The following is a 23,033-nucleotide window of genomic DNA, read 5'->3' on the forward strand; positions in this document are numbered from 1 at the left end:
ATGAAGTGGAAAAGAAGTGGGTATCGGGACATTACTTCCTATCCCTCTTTTTGCATTAAACTCTTCGGACTTTGTGGAGCTGACAGCGTCACTTTCACATTCTTATAACCCATTGCTTTCAGGAATTGGGTGAACTGTCTCCGTGCGTTCTCTTCGGCTATCTTGATGTTAGCAGGCGTCAAACAGCGTGCAATCATCTTGTTATATGCACGGCGATAAAGGGCTTCGCGGTCAGCTGATGACCAATCTCCTTTCTCGAAGAACGAGCGTGTGTGCGCCTCATCAATGAAGTTCCTATCCAAGAGTTCGATAGGTGGTAACTTGGCAACTACGATACTGTCATCCTCAACTTGCAGCCATTGCGGTTCTGCATGGTGCAGGTCTATCCCCATGCGAATCGTTCCGTAATAGATTCTCACTAGTTCGTCGTCAGAAAAGAAACCATGGTTAATCGTGTCAATCAGCTCCTCATCATTGATAGCAAGGAACTCCCACTGCCCGATGTCTTGTATCTCTTGTATGCGAGTAGGCGTGATGTCTATCTTATTGTCAGTGCTTATCCCTATCTCATTGGACCCATTCAACCATGAGAAAGCACCGATGAGGATCACAATGAGTACTATGGGGAGTAACAAACAGCCCATTGCTTTCCAGCTTTTAGGTAGGAATCCAGCGATAGTCTGCCCTTTCGTTTCGTTCTGATGAACCTTCTGTAACTTGTTCGTAGGCGTTTTCTCTTCCATCATTTAGCCCTCCTTGCTTGTTTCAATAAAGTTACGTATATCATTGATGGTAAACTTCTTGCGGAAAGAAATCGTCACATCAGCATCCTTATAACCAAGTTGTGTGAAGATAGGAACCAACTGGCGCGCTGCACTCTTGCGTGCTTCTTCTATGATCCCCATCTGTGGTATGGCATTAAGAATCTGTTTCCTCCCTTGCTCCTCATAGTTAGTTAGCTCGGCATCAGTGAAGTTTTGCCGTGTTAAAGCTACGTATTTCTTTACCTCCTGGTGGTCTATTTTTGTCGAGGTAAGCACAATCTTAGGGTCAGGAAGGGTGATAATGAGTTGTTTCCCACTGCGTTGAATGTTCTTCGCATCGAACGATGAGAGGTCGATATACGCCTTTATCGTTGCCGTCATAGGGATTGCTATGCGCCTTTCACCCAACGGAAGGTTCACACTGAAGTCTTTCTTCATAAACGAACCAGACACTTTCATCTGGTCATCGTGCGTGATGATCTTATGAATATGGTATTCCGTCGTATAGAGACGGGAACACTCTTGCACCTGCGTGACCAACATTGGAATCGTATCGAGCGCCTTATTGGTTGCGTCGGCATCGGTGTTCTTGTTCTTACAAGCCCCTAGGGTGATAGCCAGTAAGACGATTATAGGGATTATTCTCTTCATCTTCTTAGTTGTTAAACGGCACAAAGATACAAAAAAAGTGTTATATCTTCCAATGCAAAACATAATTCATACATCATCGTTAGAGCCTCTATCGCTTTATAACAAACGCACCAATGCTATACTCCTTATGCTTCTTTGTGCGTCCCGTAAGCTGGTAGATGCCAGGAGAAAGGCTTGAGATATTGAGAGCGGATTGCCTATTTGTTACGTTTGTGATGGTGTGAAGACTCGTTCCCTGCATACTTTTGATGTCATACTCCACGATGTCTGCCTCCTTCACCATCGCTGGTAAGGCTAATGATTGTCCGTCATTAGCAAGCAAAGCGGTTGTTTTCTTACTTGAAAGTGGAGCCAGTTCTTGCAGAGCGGGACTCTCGTTTCCATATCTGTCCATCGCTGTCACGGCAAAGTAAAGACCCTCGTTTACGGATGACAAGTGCAACTGTGTACCTGCATAACGGGCGTATAAAAGGTTACGTGCATTGCTTATGTCGACAGGATAAGACCTACTGGCATATATATTATAATAAGGTGCATTGCCCTTCCAACGCATTGTCATCCCTCGGTCGGAAGCATATTCTACGAGTGGCGACATCGACTCTGTCGTTGGAATCGAGACGGCTCGTCCCCCCTTCGTGACGGGTGGCAAGGCAAGAGAAGAGTTGAATCTACATTCAAAATCATAGATTCCTTGTTGGTTAGAAGTGAGGAAGTAAGAACGGAAATGAGCGTGTCCCATACCCAAGGAACGACTGACGTACATCTGACGAGTCATGTCCGACAATCGCCAGTTGCCCTGTCGTGGGTCGAGGAAGTACGTTCCCAAGCCCGTAACAACGTCCCTGCTATATCGGTTCTCCACCCAGTCTGCGATGAAAGGATAGTAGTTCTCGCCACGGAAATACTGCATAGGATAGAGTTGATCCATTAGACCTTCTCGTAGCCACTCTTGCGCTTCTTGTGCCACACGATCGCGTGCATTGAAGTTCTTTGAGCTGTATCTACTCAAGTCAGAGTACTTTCCGATGGGCGAACATGACATCTTCACCCATGGCTTGATAGCCTTCACTTCATCGTGAATAGCCCGCACAATCGCTGTTATATGCGCCCTTCTCGCCTCGGGGGTATCGCCATTTCGATACGAAGGGAGCGGCCATCCATCAGGATAACGTATGTAATCGAGGTTGATACCATCAATGTCATACTTCCTCGTAATCTCTCCGCAGATGCGAGCAAGGTATCCCGGCACGGCTGGGTCGGCTGGGTCTAGATACGAACCAGTGGCATAGCTCCGCACACGGAAGCCCCTTTTCATAATGGTCCGACAGCCTAGAGTAGTCTTCATACCCACTGGAATGGTGGCAATCCACGCATGAATCTCCATACCACGACGGTGACATTCATCAATGGCAAAGGCTAATGGGTCATAACCGAAGCCCGGCGCACGCCCTTCCACACCAGTGATACAATGGTCCCAAGGCTCTATCTCGGATGGATAAATGGTCGCTGCACGCACACGCGCTTGCAGTAATACGGTATTGATATGCGCCTTTTGATAGCTATCGAGTATGTCTCTCAGCTCTTGCTTTTGCTTTTCTATATTCTCTTTCGACGTTGCGTAAGTCTTAGGCCAGTCCAAATTGGATAGTGTAGTGAGCCATACTGCACGAGTCTCACGCTTTGGTTGCGGTAGAGTGAGATAATCTGCAATATTCGTCTGAGCCTGCGCTTGCAACGTTAAAAAGCCTAATATAATAAGGTGAAAAAGTCTCATAAATGATGAATTAAGAATGTTATAATGCCTCCCCCAACCCCTCCGAAAGGAGGGGAGAGCCTAACGGGAGATAGCTTGGAGAGAGTTACCTTCATCCAAAGAGGGCGTTCCTTCGCATTAAAGGGGGCGTCTCTTCACATCGAAGAGAGGCTTTCTTTAGATGAAAGAAACGCCCTCTTCATTTGCTCCCCCGCTATTCCAGCTAACGAGCTACTGCCTCGTAACACCCCGACCGATGTTCTCCTCTTATGCAAATAGTACTATCTACGCCCCTCTCCATTCGGAGAGGGGATGGGGGTGAGGCTGTAGATAGGACGGGGGTGAGGCTGTTTCTTTCTCTAAATAAAGCACAAAGATACAGCAAAGATTTCTTTAATCCAAATATTATCCTTACCTTTGTCTTGATTTGCTAACGTATAGCTTACATGCAATCAATCAATCATTAATATTCATTTTAAGTAGTATCAATATGATAAGAAAGTGTTTTCTACTTGCTGCGGCAATGATAGTTAGCCTCTGTGCATCGGCTCAATTCCAAGAAGGAAAGGGCTATGTGGGTGCGTCACTGACTGGGCTTGACTTGCATTATAATAGTCATGACGGTTTAAACATGGGTGTTCAAGCTAAGGCGGGATACTTCCCTTGGGACAACGTAATGGTATTGGCTTCCGTTGATGCAGTACATAATGGTTCTAAGACAGTGGCTGATCACATCAGTGTGGGTGCTGGTGGACGTTATTACATCACGCAGAATGGATTGTACCTCGGTGCTGGTGTGAAGTTTCTACACGCCAATCACCGATATAACGACATAATGCCGGGCATGGAAGTGGGGTATGCCTTCTTCATTAACCGGTCGGTAACCATCGAGCCAGCTATCTATTACGACCAGTCGATTAAGAGCTCTAATTACTCTACAGTAGGGCTTAAGGTGGGTATTGGTGTCTATCTCTTCGATGATTAAGGCACAACGATAACAACACAAAACACGAATGCAACAATATTCATCACAGCTCTTGGAACGTGCTGTTGAGAGCTTTTCGCAGTTGCCGGGAGTAGGACGTAAAACCGCCCTACGCCTTGTTTTGCACCTACTTCGCCAACCCCTAGAGGACGTGGACAGCTTTACTGATGCGGTAACACGTGTTAGGCATGATGTAAAATATTGTAAGGTGTGCCACAACATATCAGATACTGACATCTGTTCTATCTGTTCTGACCCTCGAAGAGACGGCTCCGTCGTATGCGTAGTGGAGAATATTCAAGACGTAATGGCTATTGAGAACACACAACAATACCATGGTCTTTACCACGTTCTAGGCGGTATCATCTCTCCAATGGATGGTATCGGACCTCACGATCTATCGATTGATTCATTGGTGGAACGCGTAGATACGGGCGAAGTAAAGGAGGTGATCCTTGCCTTGGCAAGCACGATGGAGGGCGACACAACCAACTTCTATATCTCACGGAAGCTCAAGGACAAGGATGTGAAGCTGTCGATTATAGCCCGCGGAATATCTGTTGGCGACGAACTAGAGTACACCGATGAGGTCACTCTGGGACGAAGTATCCTCAACAGAACGCCTTTCCAATCTTAATATCATCGCTCTCAAGAGCCTTACTAATTAACAATGACTGAAACAAGAAAAACCCTTTTGACGGAGTTAATAGCGTCATGTGCGTTGGTACTCATCATTATCATTGTCTATGAATGCCAATGGCTCTTACCCGGGATGTGGGTAGGTGCAGAGAACCACGTACTTGTTATGCTGCAATTCATTATGCAGTTAACCACCTTAGCAGCCATTCCCTTGGCTCTATTCTTATTCAAGATTGGATCGATAAGGGACGCTTTGAACACTGATGAAAGCCATGTGAACAGGGCTTTACTGAAGTGGGGAACGGTGCGCATGATGCTCCTCTGTGTGCCAATGGTTGCCAACATCTTCCTGTATTACGCTACTGGTGAGGTGGTTAGTTACTTCTATCTCGCTATCATTCTAGCCCTTAGTCTCGTCTTCATCTATCCTAGTAAGAAGCGATGTGAGCATGAATGTCACTTGGATAACCCAACGGATGAATAGATGAAGATTAGTGTTATCATCGTAAACTACAATGTTAAGTACTATCTCGAACAATGTCTTCTGAGCGTACAAAGGGCTTTGAAGGGTATTGAAGGCGAAGTGCTCGTTGTGGATAATCACTCTTCTGATGGCTCGATAGCCTATCTCAAGCCTCGATTCCCAGCCGTTCACTTCATTACAAGTGGGCATAATCAAGGTTTCGCAAAGGCAAATAACATTGCTATCAAGCAATGCAAGGGGGAATATGTACTATTGCTTAACCCCGACACTGTCGTGGGGGAAGAGGCGATCCGATCGTCACTTACCTTCATGGAAGGGCATGAGAAGGCGGGAGGATTGGGCGTGATGATGCTGACGGACACAGGAGTTAGAGCCTTGGAGAGCCGTCGTGGATTGCCAACTCCACGTGTCGCCTTCTATAAAATGGTTGGTCTTTGCAAGCACTTCCCCACTCACAAGCACCTTGCACACTATTATATGGGGGACTTGTCATGGGATGTTCCAGGACAGATAGAGGTCATTAGTGGGGCATACTGCTTCCTTCGGCACTCAGCATTGCACCAGATTGGATTGCTGGATGAGGACTTCTTCATGTATGGAGAGGATGTTGACCTTAGTTACCGACTCTTACAAGCAGGCTACGAGAGCTGGTATTTGCCCGTGCAGATACTCCATTACAAGGGAGAAAGCACCCAGAAGTCGAGCTACCGATACGTACATGTGTTCTACAATGCCATGTTGATCTTCTTTCAAAAGCATTATGGCGGAGCAAGTCGATTGCTGACGATACCCATCAAAACGGCTATTTATGCCCGAGCACTGCTCTCACTTGTGGGGACGACACACCATGCTATTAGTAAGATGTTGGGCTTCCGAAGTCGAAAAAGGCACCATTCGCCACATTATATATTTGTGGGTGGAGAGGAGATGACGGCTCGTTGTCAACAAATAGCAGCCGATAACGGATTGATAGCAACATCTCGTAAGGTGAACAAAGATAGCTTACGAATGATTCATAACGCACTCTTAGATGAATGGGAGGGGCGGAAAGAAACGCTCTACATCGTCTATGACTGTTCACTCTTTGCTTTCCATGATATCTTAGAAGCCTTTGAATCACACCCAATGACGCTCATTCACATGGGATTCTATCATCATTCTATTGACAAAATCATCACTTCTAAAGAAATAATTGGTTGATAAGATGCAAACAAGCAACGCACCCACTGTTACCTTGCGAGCCATGGAACCAGAGGATCTGGACGCCCTTTATCGCATTGAGAACGACCGCCAATTATGGAACATCGGCTCTACGAATGTTCCATATAGCCGTTACGCACTGCATAACTACATAGCGGATGCGAAGAACGACATCTATATTGACGGGCAGATACGCATGATGATTGAGAACGAAGGGGGCATTGTGGTGGGTGTAATCGACCTCGTTAACTTCGATGCCAAGCACCAACGTGCAGAGTTAGGAATCATCATCATGGAGCAACACAGGCGTCAGGGCTATGCCAAAGCAGCAATTCTTAAACTCATTCAGTACGCTCGTAACGTCTTACATCTCAATCAGATATACGCAGTTGTAGCTGTTGACAACACGAACTCACGCCATTGTCTCACCTCATTAGGCTTTAGCTCTGGTGCACGTCTGCAACAATGGCTTTGTAGCGAAGGCTCTTATCAAGATGCACTAGTAATGCAACTTTTTATCGAAAAAGCGTAAATAAAATTTGTGGGATTAGTTTTTTATTGCTATCTTTGCACTCGCAAAACAGAAATGGGGCACTCATTAGCAATGCTTTGGTGCGTTAGTTCAGTTGGTTAGAATGCCTGCCTGTCACGCAGGAGGTCACGAGTTCGAGTCTCGTACGCACCGCTGAAGGCTTCATTTCATGTATTGCATGGTGCGTTAGTTCAGTTGGTTAGAATGCCTGCCTGTCACGCAGGAGGTCACGAGTTCGAGTCTCGTACGCACCGCAAAAGGTCTTAGCTTTATCGCTAAGACCTTTTTCTTTATATCCAGATAGACGATAGTAGTACCAGTGGAAACACCCCGAAACACCCAACCCAACCGCAAGAATTACCCTAAACAGCCTATCCAAACTATCACACTTAACACCGCCGAAGAGGGCTGTGTATGCCTTGGAAGTTCGTAAGGAAAGATAGGATTCATACGAATGAGGCTGCACCTCGTTCACAAGGGCAACTGAAGTAAAAATGAAGAAACGCCTTCTTTGCATTAAAGAGAGCCTCTCTTCGATACAAGGAAACGCCTTCTTCATAACGAAAAGACGCCCTTCTCTATTCGAGAAGAACGTCTCCTATTTTCTAAAACAATCTTTCTTTTCCGTTTAGTTCCAGTTGATTTGCGTGATTCTACCGCCTTTCACAACCGCAGAAATCATGTACTTGCGGTTGGAAGTACCGCCTTCACGCTCTATGCTAAGCGTTGCAGGCACCTTAATCTTCAAGGGTGCGTCATCGTCATTGCTGTCTTTTGTCACTTCAGCAGGCGACCCGAGATGCCAATTCACCGTCTTCACGTCAGCTTGATAGAGCCTATTGTGCATATAACTCTGTATGTCCTTTGCTGTAGAACCAGCCGACCCGAGGAAGTTCAGTTGGCTAGCTACAGCGCCAGCTATCTTCTCGTTGCTCTTACTATTTATCCCTTGCAACAGCTGACGGACTGCATTAACAGCACTAGACTTGTCTGCGTCAGCCACAGTATGCTTCATCAACTTCTTTAAAATAGCGTCAGCCTCAGCAGCATGTGCGCCATTCTGGTGCATAGCAAGGTAACCGGCATAAGCGTCCTCATCGTTCTTTTTCACTGCCGTAGCCCAATCCATCTCATCAATCTTTGCTTGCAACTCCTGCTTGTGAGGCGAGTTAGGGTGCTTAGAGAGGTAAGCCTGCATTGCTTCCTTTGAGTTGCTTGCTGCAACCGAAGCCCAGTCAGTATCCGAACTATGCAATGCCTTTATGCGTAACGACACACTATCGCGGTGCGCCTTAGGTGCATCTGGATATTGCTTGAGGTAATTTTGCATAACAGTAGGCTCACTGCTTGCCATTGCCTGGGCGTAATCCTCCTGTTCATCATTCGTCTTGTTATTCCGAACTCCTTGGTTATAAAGGAAGAGCAAGACGGCAGCTGTGATGACAGCAATGAGCAATGAGACAGCCAGAGAAGTGTGATTATGCTTCTTAGATTGCTCCTGCTCTTGACTTTCCGAACCCTCTTCTTCAAGTCGTTCAGCCGCATCTAGCACAGCAGCATCCTTATCATTATCCATGATAAATGCCGCATCTACGACATTATCTTCTTCATCATCTGCATCCGTTGTAGTCGGTTCCTCCGCTGGCAAACCCACAACGATTGGCTCGTCAGAAGGCGTATTTTCGAGGCTATCATGCACCTCCTCAGCCGCCACCCCTTCGGTAATCTCTTCTACAGCTGATGATGCGTTCGCCTCCTTTGGAGCGTCCACAACCACCTTCTCAACCGCTGCCACAGCCTTAGCAACGTCCGTTTCCGTGTGATGACAATTAGGACATGAAGGCTCTTCTATTAGGTATAACTCCCCACAATGGCTGCATTTAATGATATGTCCGGCTATTTCTACACCACAGCTAGGGCACACTGGAGCCTTATCACTCACCTGATGACCACATTCAGGACATTTAATTATCATGAATCTAACGTATTATTCGATTATTGCAAATGATATTCTCTTATTCTTTCAAGGCGTATCTCTTATCGTCGTCGCCTGTATCTCAGTTCTCGCATACTATGTTTTCCGAGTAAACGACTCTTGTCGACGTATCCATTCACACCATTGATTCGCCCCTTACCAGTGTACTGCCAGGCAACAATATCATGTCCGTCGGACAGTACCGGCTCCTTGTTATTGTATTGCGCAATGAATAGCTTGTATCCATCTAACGCCCCAACGAGGTAGCGATTATAGAAGTTTGTATAGGTATATACCAATGGTTTCACCCCATACGCCTTAGTCATTAGCACCAAGAATGTCTGTAAGCTATCACGCAAAGCCTGCGCACTTAGCCCGCCAGTAGTCTCTATGTCGACCATAGGAATCAGGTCTTGATCCTGCGGGCGGCACTGAGTTTGGAAATTGCGGAGCTGTTCTAACTGCGGAACCGACGGACGATAGAAATGGTAAGAACCGACATTCATACCATAGCGTTGCGCCGCTTCAATATTATTGAGGTATCTTTGATCGATTCTGCCACTGCCTTCGGTAGCTTTCAGATAGACGTAATTGAGTTTATGATTGCTGTTTTCTGCAACCGTTTCCCACCACACATCACCCTGATAATGGCTCATGTCAAGACCATGAATATGGCTACATGTGTCCTCGCATTGTATGGTGTATTGCGCTCGCAAGCCTGTGAATGAGCACAAACAGACTATGATTGATAGTAAATATTTCATTTTCATAACTGCAAAGGTAGTGTTTTATGTTGATATAAAGTCTGTGTACTAATAGATTTAAGGGCTTAGAAACTTAATTTAACTTTGTGTAAGAGGGTGAGAAAGAGGCTTTTTTCCAACTATAAATTATGCCTTTTTGAACAACCGAGAAAGCCCATCTGGATGGGAAGAGAGGCTTTCGTCACAGCAAAGAGAGCCTCCCTTCATGGCAAGGAGAGGCTCTCTTCCTAACGAAGAAACGCCCTTCTCGAATGGAGAAGAGCGTTTCCCTTAATTCAGAAATACGAGAAGTTATATGCCTCGTTAGTATTATCTACTATGCTAATATTACTTGCGATCGCTTAACTTGCTATCAATGTGTGCAATAGCATGGCTTGACAAGTGAGCGAAAGAATCGAGTATGTCTTGTACATTACGCTCCTCTTCAACTTGCTCATCGATGTATTTTGCGATGAAGTTCTGCGATGCGCGATCCTTTTCCTCATCTGCTATGTCAGCTAACTTGTTGATGAGTTCAGTTACTTTCTGCTCATGTGCCAATGTATCAACGAATACTTCTTTAGGATCATTCCAGCTTGTCTTGACTGCATCAATTGCTGTCAACACAACCTCACCACCACGATGTAGAATGAACTGAGCCATGTCCATGGCATGTGAACGCTCCTCTTCTGCCTGCTTATACATCCAACTAGAGAAGCCCTTCCAGCCCTCTTTACGGAACCAGCAAGACATCTGGAGATAGAGATTAGACGAATACATTTCAGCTATAATCTGCGCATTGAATGCGTCTTGCATCTTACTTGTAATACTCATTGTTATACCTTTTTAAATTCTAAATAAACCTTATTTGTATCTGTCGTTATTGTAATTCCGACTGCAAAAGTACCACTTTTTCTGCACAAGACCAAATATCTTGTGCATAAAACGTTACTTACGACGGATTATACCGATAATTTAATCACAATATAAATAACGCCTTCTTGCCTACTCAATAACGACAGTTGTCCATCCATGTTTGTCTTCGATCGTACCGTATTGGATGCCTCGAAGGGTCTCATAGAGCTTTGTTGACCATGGTCCGGGCTTATCTCCAAAGTTGTAAACCTTGCCTGTCTCTAGGTCATCGAGGTGTGATATAGGCGAGATAACAGCTGCAGTACCACATGCACCAGCCTCTTCGAAGCTGTCTAACTCATCCTCCGCAATAGGTCGGCGTTCGACTTTCATACCCAAGTCTTCGGCTATCTGCATGAGACTCTTATTAGTGATTGAAGGTAAGATAGACGTTGACTTCGGCGTAACATAGGTGTTATTCTTGATTCCGAAGAAGTTAGCTGCACCGCACTCATCAACATATTTCTTCTCTTTAGCGTCCAGATAGAACTCCGAAGCATACCCTTTTTCATGCGCCATCTTATTGGCTCTCAATGAAGCGGCATAGTTTCCTCCCACCTTAAACATACCTGTTCCCAGTGGAGCAGCACGATCGACGTCACGCACAATGACGTATGGATTGGAAGAGAAACCACCTTTGAAGTAAGGACCTACTGGTGTGGCAAAGATCAAGAAACAATATTCTGTTGCTGGACGAACGCCCACGCCTGCTGTAATACCAAATAGTAACGGGCGCAGATAGAGCGTTGCTCCACTCTCATAAGGTGGGATGTACTCTTGATTGAGGCGTACCACCTTCTTCACCATATCAACGAATAGCTCGGTCGGAACCTCTGGCATGACAATACCACGGGCTGTGTTCTGTAATCGAGCGGCGTTTTCTTCTGCTCGGAAGACGCGTACCTTGCCATCAGGACAGCGGTAAGCCTTCAGTCCCTCGAATGCTTCTTGACCATAGTGAAGGCACGTTGCAGCCATGTGTAACTTCAAGTACTCATCCGAACAGACCTCTACTTCGCCCCACTTACCGTCTCGGTAATAACAACGAACATTGTAGTCGGTGCGTAGATAACCGAATGTCAAACTCTTCCAATCTATATCTTTCATATCATATAAGTATTTAATTGCATCCAGCCATAGCCTAATGCAAAAGTAAACAAATTTATCTTTCCCTGTAACCCATCGTTCGCTTTATTGCTACTGATTGGCTAACAGCTTCTGAATCTCATCATCGGTGTGCTTGAGCTTCTGCTTACACAGCTTCACAAGTGCCTGTGCTTGCTTCAGTTGAGCAGCCATTGAATCAACATCGAGTTCGCCTCGTTCCATCTTGTCAACTATGCTCTCGAGCTGCTGAACGGCGTCTTCATATTTCATTTCTTTCATCTTCTTGATTGTATTAAAGGGTTTAAAGGGTTCCTTCGAGCTATTTCTTCACCACACTCTCCACCTCTCCTTGCTCAAAGCGAGTGGTGATAACGTCTCCAGCCTTCAGCTGTGAGGCATTGCGAACAGCCTTCCCATTGTGTAAGGTAATACTATATCCTCGACTTAAAAGCAACTTCGGATCCATCAGTTGAGCACGTTGAGCGAGCATATCTATGCGACGTTGCTCGTTAGAAAGGCGTCCTACAAGGGTGGGAATAGCATATCGCATCATCGAATCAAGCTCGTAACGGGCTTTAGAAAGCCTTTCCTTCATCCTATTCACCAACCTTTGCGCAAGACTATCAAGCCGTGCTTCCTGTTGAGTACGCACCACGGAAAAGAGCATGGGGATGTGAGTTGCAATGTGTTGTATGTGCATCTTCTCCCGTTCTAACCTGCGTTGAACAGCCTCAACAATGCTTGCTTGTGCGTTCTCAACCCTTGCCAGCGTCGCAGCCAACTGATTGATGAGATAAGCGGCAGCTGCTGTTGGGGTTTTCACACGCATGAATGAAACCATATCCAGCACACTCTCGTCACGTTCGTGACCAATTCCTGTGATTATCGGGAGTGGGAAGTTCGCCACATTCTCCGCCAGATTCAAGGTGTCGAAACCACTCAAATCGGCCGTCGCACCGCCTCCTCGGATGATAACAACGCAATCGAAATCCTCTTCCCGTTCGTTAATTAGGTTCAAAGCATTGATTATGCTCTGTTCAACCTGGTCTCCTTGCATCACTGCGGGGAACAGTTCTACATGAAAGGCAAGCCCAAACTCGTTATGAAGTAACTGATTGCAAAAGTCGCCATAACCTGCTGCTGTCTCGGAGGAGATGACGGCTATGCGTTGAGCAAACATCGATAAGCACAATTCGCGTTGCAAGTCATAGACGCCTTCTGCCCTTAGCTGTCGGATAATCTCCTGTCGTTTGCGCATCATGTCGCCCATGGTAAACTCGGGATTGATGTCATCTACAATCCAAGAAAACCCATATTGAGGATGGAACTGAGCGTGTACAAGCAACATAACTTTCATACCTGTATGGATCGTCTGACCCGTTATCTTGATGAAAGAAGGCTGTATCTCCGCCCACACGTTATGCCAACACTTGGCTTGAGCACGTGCAATGGGAACATTGCCACGAGCGTCCTTCTCGATCAGTTCCATATAACAGTGTCCACGGCTCTCACGTGCTTCGGACAATTCAGCCTCAACCCAGTAAGAACGCGACAAGGTGCTACTGATAACATCCGATACCAATGCGTTCAGTTCATAGAGGGTGAGTGCTTTTGTCGTCATGTGTGCTTCTATATATATAATAAGGTGTGAATTACATTACTTACCATTGGGCAATACCACCTGGCGATACGCCTCCATGAAATCGGGAACACCATAACCCATGATGTTATTGGGCTTCAGATGATTATCAGATGTCTGCCGAATCACCTCTATCAAGTCCTTTGCACACGTGTTAGGAGCGGCTTGCCACAAGCAAGCAACCATCCCTGCCACCAACGGACAAGCAAAGGATGTACCTGTATCTGGCGTTATATATCCCCTACCCGATACCACATTTGTTGGACAACCATACGCCATCACGTCTGGTTTCACTCGATTATCTGCCGTTGGACCAATCGATGAGAAAGCTGCATTAATGCCGTCTGGTGCAATCGCACCTACCGTGAGTATGTCATGCGCATCGGCTGGTACATTGATCTTCTTCCACGGTCCCATGCCATCATTCCCCGCACTATTGACAAGGATAATGCCTTTGGAAGCAAGCAAGGAAGCCGCCTTTGAGATGGGTGCCGTCACTCCATTGAGGTCGGAATAATGATAGTTTAGACTCTTATCATCGAAGCCGTGATAGCCTAAAGACGAACTAATGACATCGACACCGACGGAGTCAGCAAACTCTGCAGCGGCTATCCAATAGTCTTCCTCCGCCGAACTCTCTGTAAGATAATCCTCCGAACGCAACAACCAAAAGCTCGCTTTCGGTGCAGAACCTACGAAGGTTGAGGGCTGATTGACTGCTATAACAGATAAAGTCTTCGTTCCGTGATCCATTTCCTTGTACACATTGGCATCATAACCAGCAACGAAATTATGCGTTCCAACGATGTTGACATTCTTAAAAGCAGCCATCTTATCCACGTTCATGAAGCCTGCATCAAGCACAGCGATGGTCATCCCCTGTCCTTGAAAGCCCATGTTGTGCAACTTCCGACCATTGAGATTCTCCAACTGTGCCTTTCCCATACCATAATAATCATGTATGGTGGAATCTAGCACTTGCAAGTCTGACCGACAGCGAACGCGTTGTGACAACGGACGAATGGAGTCGGGAGAGGTGAAAACGAGCTTGCTATCTCTCACAAAAGATAACACCTTGAGATCTTCTAACGTCTGTCTGTTGCCTCCACGCACCAAGACTGAGTTGTTCCACTTGCTTATTGCAACCACATTCCCACCCTCTTTGCGTATCTTCTGGATATAGGTTGGCGATACAGGAAGGTCCGTTGAGTCCAACGTCAAGTGCTGTCTCTGACGTCGTTTCAGCGCCGCCTCAGACAGAAAGGCACTCGGTTTATCTAGCGAATAAGGCGATTGACCCTTGTCACGGAGCGTCACACGAAACATATAACACTTCCCGCCAGGGTAAGCAATATAGCCTTTTCCATCATTACTAGCCTCAACGAAGGATGTAATGAAGGCGAATAAGCATACAAGATAAATCTTTAGATGGTTCCGACTCATAATATGCAAACTTACACAAAATAATTGAAATACGGATTACCAGGCTGTCTTTTTCGCTAAAATTATGATTCGTTCCGCCAGAAGTTTTGCTTTTTTAGGGTCTAGACAATAAACCATCTTCCGCCTTAGAAGTCACCTCTTCAACCCAAAGAGATATATTTGTGAAATGGAAGAGACGCCTTCTTCCCCACAAAGAGAGCCTTTCCTTCTATCAAGGAAAGGCTCTCTTCATAATGAATAAACGCCCTTCTCAAATGAAGAAGGGCGTTTCCTGTTATCTTAATAGCTTATGCCACTTTCTCTAAACGCTTCATCATGAGGAACATGAAGGCGGCTGAAACGAGGCAAAGAACAATGAATACGGACCAAACAATGGTGAGTGACAAGCCTCCCCAGAGGTATCCTCCAACGCTGACAAGGAGGTTTCCGATTGCTGTGGCTACAAACCATCCGCCCATCATTGCGCCCTTATACTTTGGAGGAGCTACCTTACTAACGAAGCTGATACCCATCGGGCTAAGCAATAACTCACCAAAGGTGAGGACGAGATAAGTACCAATTAGCCAGTTGGCTGACGCAAATGGGGTTGCTCCACCTGCTGCCTTTGCTGCTGCCTGCTCGTTAGGTGTGAGCAAACCTTGCGATGCCATGACCATAAGGAAGTAGGCGCAACCTGCAACGATCATACCGTATGCAATCTTACGAGGTGCTGAAGGCTCCTTACCTTTGGCTGCCAACGAACTGAAGATAGCCATACTTACTGGTGTGAGGGCTACCACATAGAATGGATTGAACTGCTGGAAGATAGGTGCACTAACCTCTACTGAGCCTGAAAGCTCTCTGTATTTCCACATTAAAACTAATACTGCTACGAGGAAGACAACGCCTGAGATTGCCTTTGCTTTTGCTGTTTTGCTCTGGAAGAAGGTCATACCACTATACACCATGAGTACGATCATGACTAGATTGACTACATCAAATGCCATGCTCTGAACGCCTGTTGAAACAGGACTTACAAACTCATTAGCAAAGTAAGTAAGCGTCAGACCATTCTGATGGAACGCCATCCAGAAGAAGATAACGACTGCAAAAACAAGACAGAGAGCCACAATGCGCTCCTTTGTCTGCTGTGGGGTGAGTTCTTCTTCAGCAACAGTTGTATCCTTCTTCTCGGTCTTCCCGTTGCCACCCTCAACGTGTTTGAACATACGACGGCACCCATAATAGATTGCCATAGACACGATTAATGATACACAAGCTACTGCGAATGAGAAGTGGTAAGCGTCATTGCTACTGCAATGGAGCGTTGCCTCTGCCCAAGACTGAATCTTTACGGCAGCCGTTGGAGCAAAGAGTGCACCGATATTGATTGCCATGTAGAAGATTGAGAACGCCGAATCGCGCTTGCCAGCAAGCTCTGGTGTGTCATAGAGATTACCCACCATAACCTGCAGATTGCCCTTAAATAGACCCGTTCCAAAGCTGATTAGCAACAGAGCCGCTAGCATAGCTATGAACGCAATAGAGCCTCCGCCCAATGGAATAGACAGGAAGAGATAACCGACAAACATAATAGCAATACCAATGGTTACCATCTTTCCGTACCCGAACTTGTCGGCCATGAAGCCTCCAATTAAGGGCAAGAAATAGACCAAACCGAGGAAGATACTATAGATTAGACCCGCTGTTCCGGCCTCTAATCCGAAGTTTGCTCTCAAGAATAAAGCGAATACTGCCAACATTGTGTAGTATCCGAACCGCTCGCCAGTATTGGCTAGTGCCAAGGCATAAAGCGCTTTTGGTTGGTTTTCAAACATAATGATAAAAATCTAGGTTAATATTACTTTGTTCTTTTGATATCGAATAGATAGGTTGCTTTTACTACTATATTCCCAAAGTTCGACTTACCGAAATAATCTCTCTTAGTGCTTCCGTAGATATTTCCTAGTCCATAGTAATAACGCCCTTCAAGTAGGAAGTGCCCCACATGACGGCTGCTCCATTCCATTCCTAAGCCTGCTGCTATACCATAATCGAACTTCTTCTCTACAGCTTTCGACTCTTGTTCGATGGTGACATTACTACGTCCTGTGCCGTCAGTAGCGAGGTTTGGAGTGGTATAATTCATGTTGGTTGACTCGTTCAGATAGACACCTATCTGTGGACCAGCTTGTACGAAGAAGTTGAAACCACGCTGCTCTTTGCCCCAAGCAAGGTGTGCAAAGACTGGAATCTGAATGTAATTGATTGTTCGGGAGTACTTCTCTGCTTGTCCATTGGCGTTGATAACAGGTTGATCAGTACCTGTCTGTATCTTTTCCTGCCATCCGATAGAAGCGTAATTGACCTCTCCATAGATGGAACAGATGGTATTAAAATACTTTTCACATACGTATCTAACACTCAAACCACCTGTTATTCCCCCATGAAGAGATTGTGACACTTTTGGACTGAAGCCCACATTAGAAAGGGCATAACCGCCATTAACGCCAATGGAAAGGTCGTCACGATGTTCTCCCACTTGTGCTGCAACACGCATAGGAAGCACAAGTAAGAGCAGAAGGAATATGCTTAACGTCTTATTTCTCATATTATAAGCAGCTGTACCAGCGATGGTTAATAAACGAGATTCTCCATCTTCTGGTCAGTAGTAAAGTGTATCAACTGGAAGTTGTTATTGATATATCCTCCCTGCCCTACACGTTCGAAGTTATAACGAGTTTGTAGTGGGCGATACTTCACATCGCTATATACACCCTTGAAGTCCTTTCCCTGTGCTTTAATTCCACGTACAAAGAATTGCGCCTGATCGTAACCAGTGAGTGCCAAACGGGGTATGTATTGCTTAGCCATTGGTTCGTCATACTGCTCATTATACTTAGCTTCAAGCGACTTCGTCTTCTCTGACGACTTATTATAATAATAGGTGGAAGGGATGTAGGTGTTATATCTGAAGAAGTTATCTAAGTCGTAATCTTGGTAAACGAACCATTGATTATAGCCATAGAGGGCTATTGCGATACCAGGATTAGTCTTCTTGAGTTGTGCTAACTTGGCAAACACCTCATTTAACTGCGGACTCTTCTCAGAGTTAAGGATAACTACATTAGGTCGAGTCTTATCGAATCGCTTTGCAAAGTCGGCTGCGGAAGACTTCAAACTAGTAAGGGAATACTTAATCTTCAGTATGTCTAACTGCTTACGAAGCGTTGAGGTGAAGTTGCCCACTTGGCTGTTTGCATCGTTGCAATTAATGAATACAGGGTGATGAGACTTCTGGAAACGCTCTAAGAAAGACGCAATAGCCTTACTATTCAAGCTCTCATCGGTTTGATACACTTGAAAGATATTAGGGTTATTCTCTACTTCGTTGCCTGTTATTGAGAATGGGATAACGAGCTTTGTACCATGTACTCGACAGAAATCAGCCAATGGTTTCACCTGATCAGAGTAGAGAGGACCAAAGATGAGGTCAAGTTTTGAGGCATTAGGATCTGATAAGGTAGTACGGATGTCAGCATCCTTTGGAACATTCCAAGCATGTACGTCGGTTGTAATACCTTCACTCTTCATCTCGTTGAGGGCTAACAATACACCTCGATAAAACTCTATCATGCGCTTGCCATCACCATCTTGATTATGGAGAGGGAGCATGATTCCAACATGAATAGCATTCTCTTGTTTTGCGATAGCAGCCGCATTTGCGCCTTTCTTCTTAGCCTCTTTATCAGCTTTGGAAGGCTTTACAGTCTTGCCCATTATCGACCCATCAGGGCGGAAATCACCATCTTTCGCAAACGGAACAAGTATGAGTGCACCCTTTTTCAGTTCATATCCTGGGGTCTTCATAATAGGGTTGGAATCTATCAACTGTTGGATAGTTACACCGTACTCTTTGGCTATTCCGAATATAGTCTCCTTGCGTTTCACTTGATGTTGATCACGCCATACAACATTCTGAGCCATCACGCTACAGCTAATCAGGACTGTGAATAGCAATAAGAGATATCTTAAATAATTTTTCATGCACATATCTTTTGGGTTTACAAACTATTACTTATATGCAAATACACGTGCAAATATACAAAAGAAATCTGTAATCAACAGGTGTAGAGAGCAAAAAAACGTAAAATAGATAATGGCTTCTTGTATATCAACCATCGCTTTTCTGTTTTGCTTGTAGGTGTGAGAAAAAATGCTTATATTTGCACGATTATCCTTTTGGAGACGTTGAATTGTAAGGTAAAAGAGATGAGAGATAAATATACAAGATTCTTATTACTATTTTTGTCAATGCTTGTCACGGCCTATACAAAGGCACAGGATTGCCAGCCAACAGGCTCTTATAACGATGAGAATGGCGAAGTTATGACGATAAATGCAGGTGATAACTATACAGGATCGGCACCTTTAACGATGAAACTGAAGGCTAATGCGCCTACAACGAATGACCCTGCAACGCATTATGAATGGCATTTCTTTGCACAAACAAGCCCTCGTGAGGCTTTTCTGATACGTTATGAAGAAGACACAGAATACACTTTCACGAAGGCAGGTAATACACAGATTGTGCTTTACGAGATACTCAATGGAGACACAACTCGTTATAATTCTATAAGCGTATCTATTAGTGAAAGCAGCTTGCAAATGCCTAATGTTTTCACTCCAAATGGCGATGGTATCAATGATATCTATCGAGCGAAAACAGGCTACAAGAGTATCATTGAGTTCAAAGCAGTTATATTCAATCGATGGGGACAGAAGCTCTATGAGTGGACAGACCCTGCTGGTGGATGGGATGGAAAGTATAAAGGTAAGGATGTAGCTGAGGGCACTTACTTTGTGAATGTGACGGCAAAAGGTGCTGACGGAAGGCGTTTCAATATTCGGCGCGACGTCAATCTACTAAGGGGATACAACCAATTAACACCCTAAACACACAACTCCTCATTCATAATTTATCATTAGAATCATTCCTAACTCATCACTCCTCATTCATAAATCATCATTAGGATTATTCTTAACTCACCATTCCTCATTCCTAACTCACCATTATTTATCTTATAAGCAACACACAGATATGAACGAAAAGATAGAAGTCTTCGGTGCAAGAGTACACAACTTGAAGAACATAGACATAACTATTCCACGCAACTCACTCACTGTCTTCACTGGACTATCGGGTTCGGGGAAGAGTTCTCTAGCCTTTGATACCATCTTCGCAGAGGGTCAACGAAGATACATAGAGACCTTCTCCGCCTATGCTCGCAACTTCCTCGGTAATATGGAGCGCCCAGATGTGGACAAGATAACGGGACTTTCGCCTGTAATCTCTATCGAACAGAAGACGACGAATAAGAATCCTCGATCCACAGTGGGCACTACGACGGAGATATATGACTATCTTCGCTTGCTTTACGCACGTGCTGGTGAGGCCTTCTCATATATGAGTGGGGAGAAGATGGTGAAGTACACTGAGGAGAAGGTAGTCGATATGATCATGGCTGACTATCGTGAACGTAAGATCTACATATTGGCTCCTTTGGTTCGAAACCGTAAGGGTCACTATCGCGAACTATTTGAACAAATGCGACGAAAGGGCTATCTTTACATCCGTATAGATGGTGAAATTGAGGAACTCACACGCGGTATGAAGGTGGATAGATACAAGAACCATAACATCGAAGTGGTCATTGATAAGATGAAACTCAGCGACACGGAAGATGCCACCCAACGTGAACGTCTATCGAAAACTATCGCTACTGCGATGAAACAAGGCGATGGTTTGATTATGATACTGGATAATGAGACGAGTGCAGCAAAATACTTCTCTAAACGTCTCATGGACCCTGTTACGGGTATTGCATATAAAGACCCTGCCCCCAACATCTTCTCTTTCAATTCCCCAGAAGGGGCTTGTCCGCATTGCAAAGGATTGGGTGTAATTGATGAAATCGACCTAAAGAAAGTGATCCCTGATGACGCTTTGAATATCTATGAAGGGGCTATCGTACCATTAGGGAAGTATAAGAATCAGATGATATTCTGGCAGATTGAAGCTCTGTTGAAGAAGTATGATTGTACCTTAAAAACACCCGTTAAAGACATTCCCAAGGAGTGCATGGATGAGATTCTATACGGTTCTTTGGAGAAACTAAAGATTGCTAAGGAACTTGTTCACACCTCCTCGGATTACTTCATATCCTTTGATGGTATCATCAAATACCTCCGCACGATCATGGAAAGTGATGATTCGGCTGCCGGGAAGAAGTGGGCTGACCAGTTCATAGCCGAGGTTACTTGCCCAGAATGCCATGGGCAGCGACTCAATCGGGAGGCTTTATCTTATAAGATATGGGATAAGAACATCGCAGAACTTGCCAACATGGATATCAGCGAACTGAAGGATTGGATTGATCATGTCGAGGAACACATGACGGAAAAGCAGCGAGTTATAGCCACAGAGATCGTGAAGGAGATACGCAAACGCATTAACTTTCTATTGGAGGTGGGACTTGATTACTTGGCTCTCAATCGGCAAAGTGCAACGTTATCTGGCGGTGAAAGCCAACGTATCAGACTAGCCACTCAGATTGGATCGCAGCTTGTCAACGTGCTTTATATCCTCGATGAACCTTCTATCGGACTGCATCAACGTGACAACGAGCGACTTATCAATTCCCTAAAAGAGCTGCGCGACATGGGTAACACGGTGATTGTTGTGGAACATGATGAGGACATGATGCGTGCTGCCGATTGGATTGTTGACATCGGTCCAAAGGCTGGAAGAAAAGGAGGAGAGGTCGTCTTCCAAGGGAAACCAGCTGATATGCTCAAGAAGCACACGCTCACGGCACAATATCTCAATGGTGAACGTAAGATAGAGATACCCACTGAAAGACGCAAAGGAAATGGGAAGTCTATCAAGTTGATAGGCTGCACTGGCAATAATCTAAAGGGTGTTGACGTAACCTTCCCACTAGGTGAATTGATTGTTGTAACAGGTGTTTCGGGCTCTGGAAAGAGTACACTTATCAACGAGACATTGCAACCTATCCTCTCACAACACTTCTATCGCTCATTGAAACGACCCATGCCTTACAAGAAGATAGAGGGCATTGACAATATAGATAAGGTGGTGAATGTGGACCAAAGTCCTATCGGGCGCACCCCACGCAGTAACCCCGCAACCTATACGGGGGTATTCTCTGACATCCGACAGTTGTTTGTCAACCTCCCAGAAGCTAAGATCCGAGGCTACAAACCAGGGCGTTTTTCCTTCAACGTAAGGGGTGGGCGATGTGAAGCATGTGGTGGTAATGGATACAAGACTATCGAGATGAACTTCCTTCCAGATGTAATGGTTCCATGTGAGATATGCCATGGTAAGCGTTACAATCGAGAGACTCTTGAGGTGCGATTCAAGGGTAAGTCGATTGCAGATGTACTAGATATGACGGTCAACATGGCCGTGGAGTTCTTTGAGAATGTACCGCAGATTCTACCGAAGATAAAGGCTTTGCAGGACGTTGGATTGGGTTATATCAAACTCGGACAAAGCTCAACAACGCTATCGGGAGGCGAGAGTCAGCGTGTCAAACTGGCTACGGAACTATCGAAGAGGGATACGGGTAAGACGCTATTCATCCTCGACGAACCAACTACGGGACTGCATTTTGAAGACATCCGCATCCTTATGGACGTCCTTGAGAAGCTAGTGGATCGTGGTAACACGGTACTCATCATTGAGCATAACCTCGATGTTATCAAGCTCGCCGACTACATCATTGACATGGGACCAGAGGGTGGTCGCAATGGTGGAAGGCTCCTTGCAGCAGGTCTACCAGAGGTCGTTGCCAAGAATAAAGAGAGTCACACAGCCCCTTTCTTAGCAAAGATTTTGAAATAACTCATCCCCCTTTCTGAATCAATCTCAAAGCATTAACGGGGCAAGGGGGCGTTGGTTGCGGATGAAGAAGAAGCCTCACCCCCGACCCCTCTCCGAATGGAGAGGGGAGTAAAAACCATTGTTTGCAAATGAAGGGGGCGTCTCGTTAGTGTGAAGAAAGGCTCTCTTCGATAAGAAGAAACGCCCTTCTCAAATGGAGAAGGGCGTTTCCTTATTTTTATTCTTTCGTTATTACGATTCGTGTTACTATGTTACTATGTCTTAATAATATGTCATTAAAACAGTATGTCTTTA

Annotated in this window: 20 protein-coding genes and 2 tRNA genes; 9 read left to right on the top strand and 13 right to left on the bottom strand. The window is 45.3% G+C overall.

Annotated features, from left to right (window positions below):
• Positions 1-38 precede the first annotated feature (38 nt).
• From F0475_RS05620 to F0475_RS05630, 3 genes are all read right to left on the bottom strand, one after another.
• A complete protein-coding gene (locus F0475_RS05620) occupies positions 39-746 on the bottom strand; it encodes a DUF4230 domain-containing protein (protein WP_155715846.1) in 708 nt (235 codons plus the stop codon).
• On the bottom strand, positions 747-1,415 hold the full coding sequence (locus F0475_RS05625; protein WP_155715847.1) for a DUF4230 domain-containing protein: 669 nt from the start codon (positions 1,413-1,415) through the stop codon (positions 747-749). It abuts the gene before it with no gap.
• An 88-nt stretch (positions 1,416-1,503) separates the two neighbouring features.
• A complete protein-coding gene (locus F0475_RS05630) occupies positions 1,504-3,189 on the bottom strand; it encodes a glycoside hydrolase family 10 protein (RefSeq protein ID WP_155715848.1) in 1,686 nt (561 codons plus the stop codon).
• A gap of 469 nt (positions 3,190-3,658) precedes the next feature.
• Between F0475_RS05630 and F0475_RS05635 the strand changes: the two genes are divergently transcribed.
• The 7 genes from F0475_RS05635 to F0475_RS05665 all read left to right on the top strand — a co-directional run bounded on the left by F0475_RS05635 (position 3,659) and on the right by F0475_RS05665 (position 7,262).
• A complete protein-coding gene (locus F0475_RS05635) occupies positions 3,659-4,153 on the top strand; it encodes an outer membrane beta-barrel protein (protein WP_155715849.1) in 495 nt (164 codons plus the stop codon).
• 28 nt (positions 4,154-4,181) lie between these two features.
• Complete coding sequence (gene recR / locus F0475_RS05640; protein ID WP_009435937.1) at positions 4,182-4,790, top strand: recombination mediator RecR; 609 nt, start codon at positions 4,182-4,184, stop codon at positions 4,788-4,790.
• Between the two features lie 33 nt (positions 4,791-4,823).
• Positions 4,824-5,276 (top strand): hypothetical protein, encoded by a 453-nt coding sequence (locus F0475_RS05645; RefSeq protein WP_155715850.1) that lies wholly within the window; start codon positions 4,824-4,826, stop codon positions 5,274-5,276.
• Positions 5,277-6,476, top strand: a complete 1,200-nt coding sequence (locus tag F0475_RS05650; RefSeq protein WP_155715851.1) for a glycosyltransferase family 2 protein — start codon at positions 5,277-5,279, stop codon at positions 6,474-6,476. It abuts the gene before it with no gap.
• Between the two features lie 4 nt (positions 6,477-6,480).
• A complete protein-coding gene (locus F0475_RS05655) occupies positions 6,481-7,008 on the top strand; it encodes a GNAT family N-acetyltransferase (protein WP_199879790.1) in 528 nt (175 codons plus the stop codon).
• A gap of 79 nt (positions 7,009-7,087) precedes the next feature.
• Positions 7,088-7,161 (top strand) — tRNA-Asp (locus F0475_RS05660).
• A gap of 27 nt (positions 7,162-7,188) precedes the next feature.
• Positions 7,189-7,262 (top strand) — tRNA-Asp (locus F0475_RS05665).
• A 374-nt stretch (positions 7,263-7,636) separates the two neighbouring features.
• On the opposite strand, the gene F0475_RS05670 is transcribed toward F0475_RS05665, so the two are convergent.
• The 10 genes from F0475_RS05670 to F0475_RS05715 form a co-directional block, all read right to left on the bottom strand.
• Entirely contained in the window at positions 7,637-8,983 is a 1,347-nt protein-coding gene (locus F0475_RS05670) for a double zinc ribbon domain-containing protein (RefSeq protein ID WP_155715853.1), read from the bottom strand.
• A 62-nt stretch (positions 8,984-9,045) separates the two neighbouring features.
• On the bottom strand, positions 9,046-9,753 hold the full coding sequence (locus F0475_RS05675) for a glycoside hydrolase family 25 protein (protein WP_155715854.1): 708 nt from the start codon (positions 9,751-9,753) through the stop codon (positions 9,046-9,048).
• 321 nt (positions 9,754-10,074) lie between these two features.
• Complete coding sequence (locus F0475_RS05680) at positions 10,075-10,560, bottom strand: ferritin (RefSeq protein ID WP_155715855.1); 486 nt, start codon at positions 10,558-10,560, stop codon at positions 10,075-10,077.
• A gap of 171 nt (positions 10,561-10,731) precedes the next feature.
• Positions 10,732-11,748 (bottom strand): branched-chain amino acid aminotransferase, encoded by a 1,017-nt coding sequence (locus F0475_RS05685; protein ID WP_155715856.1) that lies wholly within the window; start codon positions 11,746-11,748, stop codon positions 10,732-10,734.
• Between the two features lie 90 nt (positions 11,749-11,838).
• Complete coding sequence (gene xseB / locus F0475_RS05690) at positions 11,839-12,027, bottom strand: exodeoxyribonuclease VII small subunit (protein ID WP_004383232.1); 189 nt, start codon at positions 12,025-12,027, stop codon at positions 11,839-11,841.
• A gap of 40 nt (positions 12,028-12,067) precedes the next feature.
• Positions 12,068-13,369: an exodeoxyribonuclease VII large subunit gene (gene xseA / locus F0475_RS05695; protein WP_155715857.1), complete on the bottom strand. Its 1,302-nt coding sequence runs from the start codon at positions 13,367-13,369 to the stop codon at positions 12,068-12,070.
• A gap of 36 nt (positions 13,370-13,405) precedes the next feature.
• Complete coding sequence (locus F0475_RS05700) at positions 13,406-14,830, bottom strand: S8 family peptidase (protein WP_155715858.1); 1,425 nt, start codon at positions 14,828-14,830, stop codon at positions 13,406-13,408.
• 287 nt (positions 14,831-15,117) lie between these two features.
• Complete coding sequence (locus tag F0475_RS05705; protein ID WP_155715859.1) at positions 15,118-16,647, bottom strand: peptide MFS transporter; 1,530 nt, start codon at positions 16,645-16,647, stop codon at positions 15,118-15,120.
• Between the two features lie 23 nt (positions 16,648-16,670).
• Entirely contained in the window at positions 16,671-17,420 is a 750-nt protein-coding gene (locus tag F0475_RS05710) for a porin family protein (protein ID WP_155715860.1), read from the bottom strand.
• Between the two features lie 26 nt (positions 17,421-17,446).
• Complete coding sequence (locus F0475_RS05715) at positions 17,447-18,856, bottom strand: LysM peptidoglycan-binding domain-containing protein (RefSeq protein ID WP_155715861.1); 1,410 nt, start codon at positions 18,854-18,856, stop codon at positions 17,447-17,449.
• Between the two features lie 225 nt (positions 18,857-19,081).
• On the opposite strand from F0475_RS05715, the gene F0475_RS05720 reads away from it, so the two are divergent.
• Positions 19,082-19,765 carry a T9SS type B sorting domain-containing protein gene (locus tag F0475_RS05720; RefSeq protein ID WP_155715862.1) on the top strand — a complete coding sequence of 228 codons (684 nt, stop codon included), beginning with the start codon at positions 19,082-19,084 and terminating at the stop codon, positions 19,763-19,765.
• Between the two features lie 145 nt (positions 19,766-19,910).
• The gene (gene uvrA / locus F0475_RS05725) at positions 19,911-22,739 is read left to right on the top strand and encodes an excinuclease ABC subunit UvrA (protein WP_155715863.1); all 2,829 of its coding nucleotides are present in this window, start codon (positions 19,911-19,913) and stop codon (positions 22,737-22,739) included.
• Positions 22,740-23,033 lie beyond the last annotated feature (294 nt).

Origin of the sequence: Prevotella vespertina, from assembly GCF_009728485.1 — a bacterium.
Lineage (GTDB): Bacteria > Bacteroidota > Bacteroidia > Bacteroidales > Bacteroidaceae > Prevotella > Prevotella vespertina.

Bases quoted from the DNA above. Each gene is read 5' to 3' on its own strand.
- xseB (WP_004383232.1), bottom strand. From the start codon at position 12,027: ATGAAAGAAATGAAATATGAAGACGCCGTTCAGCAGCTCGAGAGCATA.
- F0475_RS05655 (WP_199879790.1), top strand. From the start codon at position 6,481: ATGCAAACAAGCAACGCACCCACTGTTACCTTGCGAGCCATGGAACCA.
- F0475_RS05720 (WP_155715862.1), top strand. From the start codon at position 19,082: ATGAGAGATAAATATACAAGATTCTTATTACTATTTTTGTCAATGCTT.
- F0475_RS05675 (WP_155715854.1), bottom strand. From the start codon at position 9,753: ATGAAAATGAAATATTTACTATCAATCATAGTCTGTTTGTGCTCATTC.
- F0475_RS05685 (WP_155715856.1), bottom strand. From the start codon at position 11,748: ATGAAAGATATAGATTGGAAGAGTTTGACATTCGGTTATCTACGCACC.
- F0475_RS05635 (WP_155715849.1), top strand. From the start codon at position 3,659: ATGATAAGAAAGTGTTTTCTACTTGCTGCGGCAATGATAGTTAGCCTC.
- F0475_RS05650 (WP_155715851.1), top strand. From the start codon at position 5,277: ATGAAGATTAGTGTTATCATCGTAAACTACAATGTTAAGTACTATCTC.
- uvrA (WP_155715863.1), top strand. From the start codon at position 19,911: ATGAACGAAAAGATAGAAGTCTTCGGTGCAAGAGTACACAACTTGAAG.
- F0475_RS05645 (WP_155715850.1), top strand. From the start codon at position 4,824: ATGACTGAAACAAGAAAAACCCTTTTGACGGAGTTAATAGCGTCATGT.
- F0475_RS05670 (WP_155715853.1), bottom strand. From the start codon at position 8,983: ATGATAATTAAATGTCCTGAATGTGGTCATCAGGTGAGTGATAAGGCT.
- F0475_RS05705 (WP_155715859.1), bottom strand. From the start codon at position 16,647: ATGTTTGAAAACCAACCAAAAGCGCTTTATGCCTTGGCACTAGCCAAT.
- xseA (WP_155715857.1), bottom strand. From the start codon at position 13,369: ATGACGACAAAAGCACTCACCCTCTATGAACTGAACGCATTGGTATCG.
- F0475_RS05715 (WP_155715861.1), bottom strand. From the start codon at position 18,856: ATGAAAAATTATTTAAGATATCTCTTATTGCTATTCACAGTCCTGATT.
- F0475_RS05620 (WP_155715846.1), bottom strand. From the start codon at position 746: ATGATGGAAGAGAAAACGCCTACGAACAAGTTACAGAAGGTTCATCAG.
- F0475_RS05700 (WP_155715858.1), bottom strand. From the start codon at position 14,830: ATGAGTCGGAACCATCTAAAGATTTATCTTGTATGCTTATTCGCCTTC.
- F0475_RS05680 (WP_155715855.1), bottom strand. From the start codon at position 10,560: ATGAGTATTACAAGTAAGATGCAAGACGCATTCAATGCGCAGATTATA.
- F0475_RS05710 (WP_155715860.1), bottom strand. From the start codon at position 17,420: ATGAGAAATAAGACGTTAAGCATATTCCTTCTGCTCTTACTTGTGCTT.
- recR (WP_009435937.1), top strand. From the start codon at position 4,182: ATGCAACAATATTCATCACAGCTCTTGGAACGTGCTGTTGAGAGCTTT.
- F0475_RS05630 (WP_155715848.1), bottom strand. From the start codon at position 3,189: ATGAGACTTTTTCACCTTATTATATTAGGCTTTTTAACGTTGCAAGCG.
- F0475_RS05625 (WP_155715847.1), bottom strand. From the start codon at position 1,415: ATGAAGAGAATAATCCCTATAATCGTCTTACTGGCTATCACCCTAGGG.